Raw genomic sequence first — 6000 nt, 5'->3', positions numbered from 1 at the left:
GCCGCATCGCGCCCGCTTCCTCCCACTGAAAGAGTGCAGAACATGAGCAAGCTCACGGATACCAAGGCCGGCCGCCACGACGCGTCCGCGCCGGAAACCACCGCTTCCGCCAAAGGTGCCTCGAATCTCAACCGCCGCCGCATGCTGGTGCAGGCCGGCGGCATGGCCGGCCTGATGGCCGCGCTCAGCACCTCGGCGCCGGCCGTCGCGGCCGCGCCGAAGAGGCGCATCGTCGACATCTCGATGGCCATCGAGAACGACAAGCCCTCGGATCCCCCGGGCCTGGGCCCGAAGATCGTCTACCGCGGCCACGAGGAGATGGCGGCGGTCATGGCCGGCTTCTTCCCGGGCCTCAAGCCCGAAGACCTGCCGGGCGGCGAGGGCTGGGCGATCGAGGAGGTGACGCTGAACACCCACAACGGCACCCACCTCGACGCGCCCTACCACTACCACTCGACGATGGACGGCGGCAAGCGCGCGCTGACCATCGACGAGGTGCCGCTGGACTGGTGCATGCGTCCCGGCGTCAAGCTCGACTTCCGCCACCTGCCCGATGGCCACGTCGTCACGGCAGCGCAGGTCGAAGCCGAACTCGCGCGCATCGGCCACAAGCTGAGCCCGCTGGACATCGTGCTGGTCAACACCTCGGCGGCAGCCAGGTACGGCTCGATGGCCTACGTCAACAGCGGCTGCGGCATGGGCCGCGAGGCGACGATGTACCTGCTCGAGCGCGGCGTGCGCGTCACCGGCACCGATGCCTGGAGCTGGGACGCCCCGTTCAGCCACACCATCAAGCGCTACGCCCAGACCCACGACAAGAGCCTGATATGGGAAGGGCACTTCGCCGGCATCGACATCGGCTACTGCCACATGGAGAAGCTGCTGAACCTCGAGTCGCTCCCGGCCACCGGCTTCGAGGTCGTGTGCTTCCCGGTGAAGGTCCGCGGCGCGTCGGCCGGCTGGACACGCGCCGTCGCGATCCTGTCCTGATCGCCGGAGAGAAACGAATGGACCACGATCTTCTCTCCCGTCGCCTCGTCGGCACCTGGCTGCTGGAGTCCTTCAGCCTGGACAGCGACGCCGGCACGCAGATCTTCCCGATGGGGCGCGCCGCGAGCGGCTACGTCAGCTACAGCGACGACGGCTGGATGTCGTTCCAGGTGTCCGCCTCGGGCCGCCAGCCCTACGACGTGCCGATGCAGGACGGCGGCAGCACCGAGCAGACGGTGGCCGCGGCGCGCAGCTTCCTGGCGTACGCCGGCCCCTACACGGTCGACGAGGTGCAAAGCACCGTGTCGCAGCAGGTCGAGCAGTGCCTGGTACCGAACTGGGTCGGCGACCTGCACGTGCGCCACGTGACGCTGGACGGCGCCGGCGGCCTGGTGCTGGCCAGCGACCCGTTCCCGATCGGACCGACGCCGCACCGCGTGGTGCTGCGCTTCCAGGCCCGCCCGGCGACCCGCTGACGACCTGAGGCCAGCGCGGGGCGCCGCGAAGCCCCGCGCCGTCCCGTCGCCATCCAAGACGTGAACCAACGCGCGAACGCTTCGGCGGGCGCGCGAGGGGAGGGCTGCGCCCGAAACAGCCAGCCACTCCCCTGCCACAAGACTGAGGAATCGACATGACCACGATCCACAAGCTTCACTTCATCGCCGCGCTGTGCGTGGCCGCAGGCTGCAGTGGCGCCTCCGCGCAGAGTACCGGCAACGTCATCATCTCCGGCGTCGTCGACGCCTATGCCGGCACGCGCCAGCTCGCTGGCGGCGAGCGCGTCACCAAGGTCGACAGCTCCGGCATGTCGACTTCACAGCTCAACTTCTCGGGCACCGAGGATCTGGGTGGCGGCCTGCGCGGCGAGTTCGCGATCGGAATGTTCTTCCGCCCCGACGGCGGCGAGCAAGGGCGCTTCGACGGCGACGTCTTCTGGAGCCGTTCGGCCTACGTCGGCATCGCCAGCCCGCTGGGCACCGTGCGCCTGGGCCGCCAGGGCACCCCGACCTTCCTGAACTACATCCGCACCAACGCTTTCGACGACTCCACCGTACTCGGCCCGGTGTTCATGCAGACCTGGGTTGCCGCGATCGCGCAGGGCACGCAGTTCCTGGGCACCGGCGCGCCGCCGGCACGCCGCACGCTGACCGCCCCGTTGGGTACCTCGGACACGACCTGGAACAACGCCGTCGCCTACATCTCGCCGTCGATCGGCGGCACCGTGTTCCAGGCGCAATGGGCGCCGGGCGAAGGTGGCGGCGTCGGCTCGCGCTACAGCGTCAACGTCTTCCACAGCGGCGGCCCGCTGATGGTCGGCTTGAGCACCGAGCACATCGGCGACAAGTCGGTGCCGGCGGCCGGCCCGGCGGCGGCGGTGATCTCCAGCCAGACCAACTGGGAGCTCACCGGCGCCTACGCGTTCCGCTTCGGTCGGCTCAACGCGGGCGTGCTGCGCACCTCGCGCGACTACGAGTCCATCGCCGATGACAGCATCCTCACCGTGCACGTCGGCGCCAGCATCCCGGTCGGCCGCGGCACCGTGTTGGCGGCGGTGGCCAACAGCCGCCAGCGTCCGGACGTCGGCTCGAAGATGACGCGCACGACGACCAGCGTCGGCTACAGCTACGCCTTCAGCAAGCGCACCGACGTCTATTCCGTGGTCATGAACGACCGCTTCACCGACCTGGACAGCGGCAACTCGGTCGGCCTGGGCATTCGCCACCGCTTCTGAGCGGCGTGACGCCAGGCCGGTGCCCCGCACGCCGGGGCGCCGGCCTGGCCGGCCGTCGAAACGAGACCTTCCCAACGGGGTGAGCAGCATGTATTCCGACCCAGTTGTCGTCGACCTCGAGTCGCGGCGTCACGAAACCACATCGGCGGCGGATTCGCTGCACCAGGCGCTGCTGGCCCGCTGCCGCGGGTTCGCGCCGCTGCCCACTGCAGTCGTCTATCCGGGCAGCGAACTGGCGCTGCGGGCCACGTTCGACGCGGCACAGGCCGGGTTGATCGTGCCGATGCTGGTGGGGCCGGTGCGCGAGATCCGGGCGCTGGCAGCCAGCGAGGGCGTGGCGATCGACGGCTGGCGGCTCGTCGATGCCGGCTCGCCGCGGGACGCGGCCGAAACCGCCGCCCGGCTGGCACGCGACGGAGAGGTCGGCGCGCTGATGAAGGGCTCGTTGCACACCGACGAGCTGATGAGCGCGGTGGTGCGCAAGGACAACCAACTTCGTACCGCGGCGCGCATCAGCCACGTCTTCGTGATGCATGTGCCGAGCTATCCACGGCCGCTGCTGATCACCGACGCCGCGATCAACATCGCGCCGTCGCTGGAGGACAAAGCGCACATCCTCCAGAACGCGATCCACCTCGCGCAGGCGCTGGGCGTGGCGACGCCCAAGGTCGCGATCCTGTCGGCCGTCGAGACGCTGAACCCGAAGATCCCGTCGACGCTGGAAGCGGCGGTGCTGTGCAAGATGGCCGAGCGCGGCCAGATCACCGGCGGCGTGCTCGACGGCCCGCTGGCCCTCGACAACGCGATCTCGCTCGACGCCGCGCGCACCAAAGGCATCGACTCGCCGGTCGCCGGCCAGGCCGACATCCTGATGGTGCCCGACCTTGTGACCGGCAACATGCTGGCCAAGCAGCTCTCCTTCCTGGCCGGCGCCGACGCGGCCGGCATCGTGCTCGGCGCCAAGGTACCGGTGATGCTGACCAGCCGCGCCGGCAGTCTGCGCTCGCGCCTGGCCTCCTGCGCGATCGCCTCGCTGGTGGCCGCCGCGCGCTGCGCCGCCTGAAAGGAGCCTGCCGTGGCCCAACACTCCGCCTGCCTCGTTCTCAACGCAGGTTCGGCCTGGGTCACACGCACCTAGGGCATCGCCGCGGTCTTCGAAAGCGTTTGAAGCCGCGATCGCGGCAGGAGCGACCCGTGTTCATCGACTACGACAAGACCCTCAAGGACATCGAAACCGAACTGGCGCGTCTCGGCGCCGCGCTGGGGATGGACTGGGCGGACGAGACGCGGGTGCGATCGCTCGCCCGCGAAGTCCTGGCTCAGTGGAAGAGCGGAGCGCCAGCGCCGCGCCCGCACGCCGACCGCCATCTGATGCTGCGCTACACCCTGTGCGGCCTGGTCGGTCTGCTGGCCGTGACGATGCAAGCGGCACCGGCCTCGTCCGATGAGGCGCGACCCGCGAGCGAAGCGTTGGCGCGCGCCTTCTCGTCGCTGCAGGGCTGAGGCGCCAGGCCCTTTGCCGGAGTTGCCATGAAGCTCTGTTCGTCCTTCCGTTCCAAGGTGTTCGCGCTGACCGCGATGGCGGTGGCCGGGCTGTGCCTGCTGAGCCTGGTCTCGGCCTGGCAGTTGCGCCGCCAGCTGCTCGAGGACCGCCGCAGCGAGATCCTCGCCGCCGTGCAGACCGGCGTTTCCGTCGTCGATGGCTTCCGCCGCCGCGCCGAGGCCGGGCTCATCAGCGTCGACGAAGCCAAGGCGGCCTCGGTGGCCGCCTTGCGCGAGGCCCGCTGGGGTCCGCAGGGCCAGGACTACTTCTTCGTGTGGACGCTGGACCAGGTCAACGTGATGCACCCGGCGCGGCCCGACTGGGCCGGCCAGCGCCTCGTCGGCAAGGTGCTCGACAGCCGCGGCCTCGACGTCATCAAGATGCTGATCGACCCGGTGCGCGCCAGCCCCGATGGCCGGGCGTTCGTGCAGATCATCTCGCCCAAGCTCGGCCAGACCGATCCGCTGCCCAAGCTGAACTACCTGCAGCGTGTGCCGGCCTGGGACTGGGTCGTCGGCTCGGGCCTGTACCTCGACGACATCGACGCCAAGGTGAGGGCGGCGCTGGCGCGCACGCTCGCCATGGCCGGCGCGGTGATCGTCTTCCTCGGCCTGGGCGGCTACTGGATGGGCAGCGCCGTTCTGCGCCAGATCGGCGGCGAACCGACCGCGGCCGTGGCCGCGATGAAAGCGCTGGCCGCAGGCGACCTGACGGTATCGGTGGCGACGCTCGAACCCGGCAGCCTGATGGCCGAACTCGACACCACCGTCGCGTCGCTGCGCGCGACGATCGCCAGTGTGTGCACCTCGATCGACAGCATTTCGACGGCTTCTGGCGAGATTGCCGCCGGCAGCGCTGACCTGTCGGCGCGCACCGAGCAGACAGCGTCCAACTTGCAGCAGACCGCCTCAGCTATGGAACAGCTCACCGGCACGGTGCAGAGCAGCGCGCAGTCGGCACTCCTGGCACACGAGATGACCGGTCAGGCTGCGGCTTCGGCCGTCGGCTGCCGCCAAGCGGTCGCCCGGGTCGTCGAGACCATGGGCGCGATCAACGATAGCTCGCGGCGCATCACCGAGATCATCAACGTCATTGACGGTATCGCCTTCCAGACCAACATCCTCGCGCTCAACGCCGCGGTCGAAGCCGCGCGCGCTGGCGAACAGGGCCGCGGCTTCGCGGTGGTCGCCGGTGAGGTGCGCATGCTGGCGCAGCGCAGCGCCCAGGCGGCAGGCGAGATCAAGGCGCTGATCCAGGAGTCGGTGTCGCGTGTCGAGGTCGGCGGCGCGATCGTGGCCGGCGCCGGCGAGGCGATGGGCACGCTGGAGCAGGCCGTGGCGCGCGTCTCCGCGACGATCGCCGACATCAGCGCCGCAGCAACCGAGCAGTCCGCCGGCATCGGTGAGGTTAACCGGGCAGTCGCCGAGCTCGACCGCGCGACGCAGCAGAACGCGGCGCTGGTCGAAGAGTCGGGCGCTGCTGCCGAGAGCCTGAAGGAGCAAGCACGCCGGCTACGCGAGGCGGTGCAGCAGTTCCGTCTCTGAGGCCGACACGCCAATGACGGAGGTTCGATCGGACTGCGGTCCACGCCGCTCGCGCCCTGGCTGCGACACGCGCTGCGGCTCTGGCGATCTGATCCAAGACTGGCACCAGCCTCAAAGCCGCCTTGTGCGGTTGGTGGTCACTACCGAAAATTCACTTTAAAACTGGTAGGCCGTGTTGGACTTGAACCAAC

At 69.7% G+C, this 6000-nt stretch carries 6 protein-coding genes; all 6 read left to right on the top strand.

From position 1 onward, the window contains the following. The first annotated feature begins 174 nt into the window (after positions 1 to 174). The 6 genes from CKO43_RS18120 to CKO43_RS18095 all read left to right on the top strand — a co-directional run bounded on the left by CKO43_RS18120 (position 175) and on the right by CKO43_RS18095 (position 5809). On the top strand, positions 175 to 990 hold the full coding sequence (locus CKO43_RS18120) for a cyclase family protein (protein ID WP_346014517.1): 816 nt from the start codon (positions 175 to 177) through the stop codon (positions 988 to 990). 17 nt (positions 991 to 1007) lie between these two features. Then, positions 1008 to 1466: a lipocalin-like domain-containing protein gene (locus CKO43_RS18115; RefSeq protein ID WP_200232310.1), complete on the top strand. Its 459-nt coding sequence runs from the start codon at positions 1008 to 1010 to the stop codon at positions 1464 to 1466. A 155-nt stretch (positions 1467 to 1621) separates the two neighbouring features. Further along, positions 1622 to 2722 (top strand): porin, encoded by a 1101-nt coding sequence (locus CKO43_RS18110; RefSeq protein ID WP_200232309.1) that lies wholly within the window; start codon positions 1622 to 1624, stop codon positions 2720 to 2722. A gap of 88 nt (positions 2723 to 2810) precedes the next feature. Beyond that, positions 2811 to 3785 carry a bifunctional enoyl-CoA hydratase/phosphate acetyltransferase gene (locus tag CKO43_RS18105; protein WP_200379466.1) on the top strand — a complete coding sequence of 325 codons (975 nt, stop codon included), beginning with the start codon at positions 2811 to 2813 and terminating at the stop codon, positions 3783 to 3785. Positions 3786 to 3916: 131 nt separating this feature from the next. Next, positions 3917 to 4225 carry a hypothetical protein gene (locus CKO43_RS18100; RefSeq protein WP_200379465.1) on the top strand — a complete coding sequence of 103 codons (309 nt, stop codon included), beginning with the start codon at positions 3917 to 3919 and terminating at the stop codon, positions 4223 to 4225. Positions 4226 to 4252: 27 nt separating this feature from the next. Further along, positions 4253 to 5809, top strand: coding sequence for a methyl-accepting chemotaxis protein (locus tag CKO43_RS18095; RefSeq protein WP_200379464.1), 1557 nt, complete (start codon positions 4253 to 4255; stop codon positions 5807 to 5809). Positions 5810 to 6000: the final 191 nt, after the last annotated feature.

This window comes from Rubrivivax gelatinosus, assembly GCF_016583785.1.
Classification (GTDB): Bacteria; Pseudomonadota; Gammaproteobacteria; order Burkholderiales; family Burkholderiaceae_C; genus Rubrivivax; species Rubrivivax gelatinosus_B.
Note: the sequence above shows the minus strand (reverse complement) of the source record. Positions and strands in the feature narration are given on the sequence as shown.

Bases quoted from the DNA above. Each gene is read 5' to 3' on its own strand.
- CKO43_RS18120 (WP_346014517.1), top strand. From the start codon at position 175: ATGGCCGCGCTCAGCACCTCGGCGCCGGCCGTCGCGGCCGCGCCGAAG.
- CKO43_RS18115 (WP_200232310.1), top strand. From the start codon at position 1,008: ATGGACCACGATCTTCTCTCCCGTCGCCTCGTCGGCACCTGGCTGCTG.
- CKO43_RS18110 (WP_200232309.1), top strand. From the start codon at position 1,622: ATGACCACGATCCACAAGCTTCACTTCATCGCCGCGCTGTGCGTGGCC.
- CKO43_RS18105 (WP_200379466.1), top strand. From the start codon at position 2,811: ATGTATTCCGACCCAGTTGTCGTCGACCTCGAGTCGCGGCGTCACGAA.
- CKO43_RS18095 (WP_200379464.1), top strand. From the start codon at position 4,253: ATGAAGCTCTGTTCGTCCTTCCGTTCCAAGGTGTTCGCGCTGACCGCG.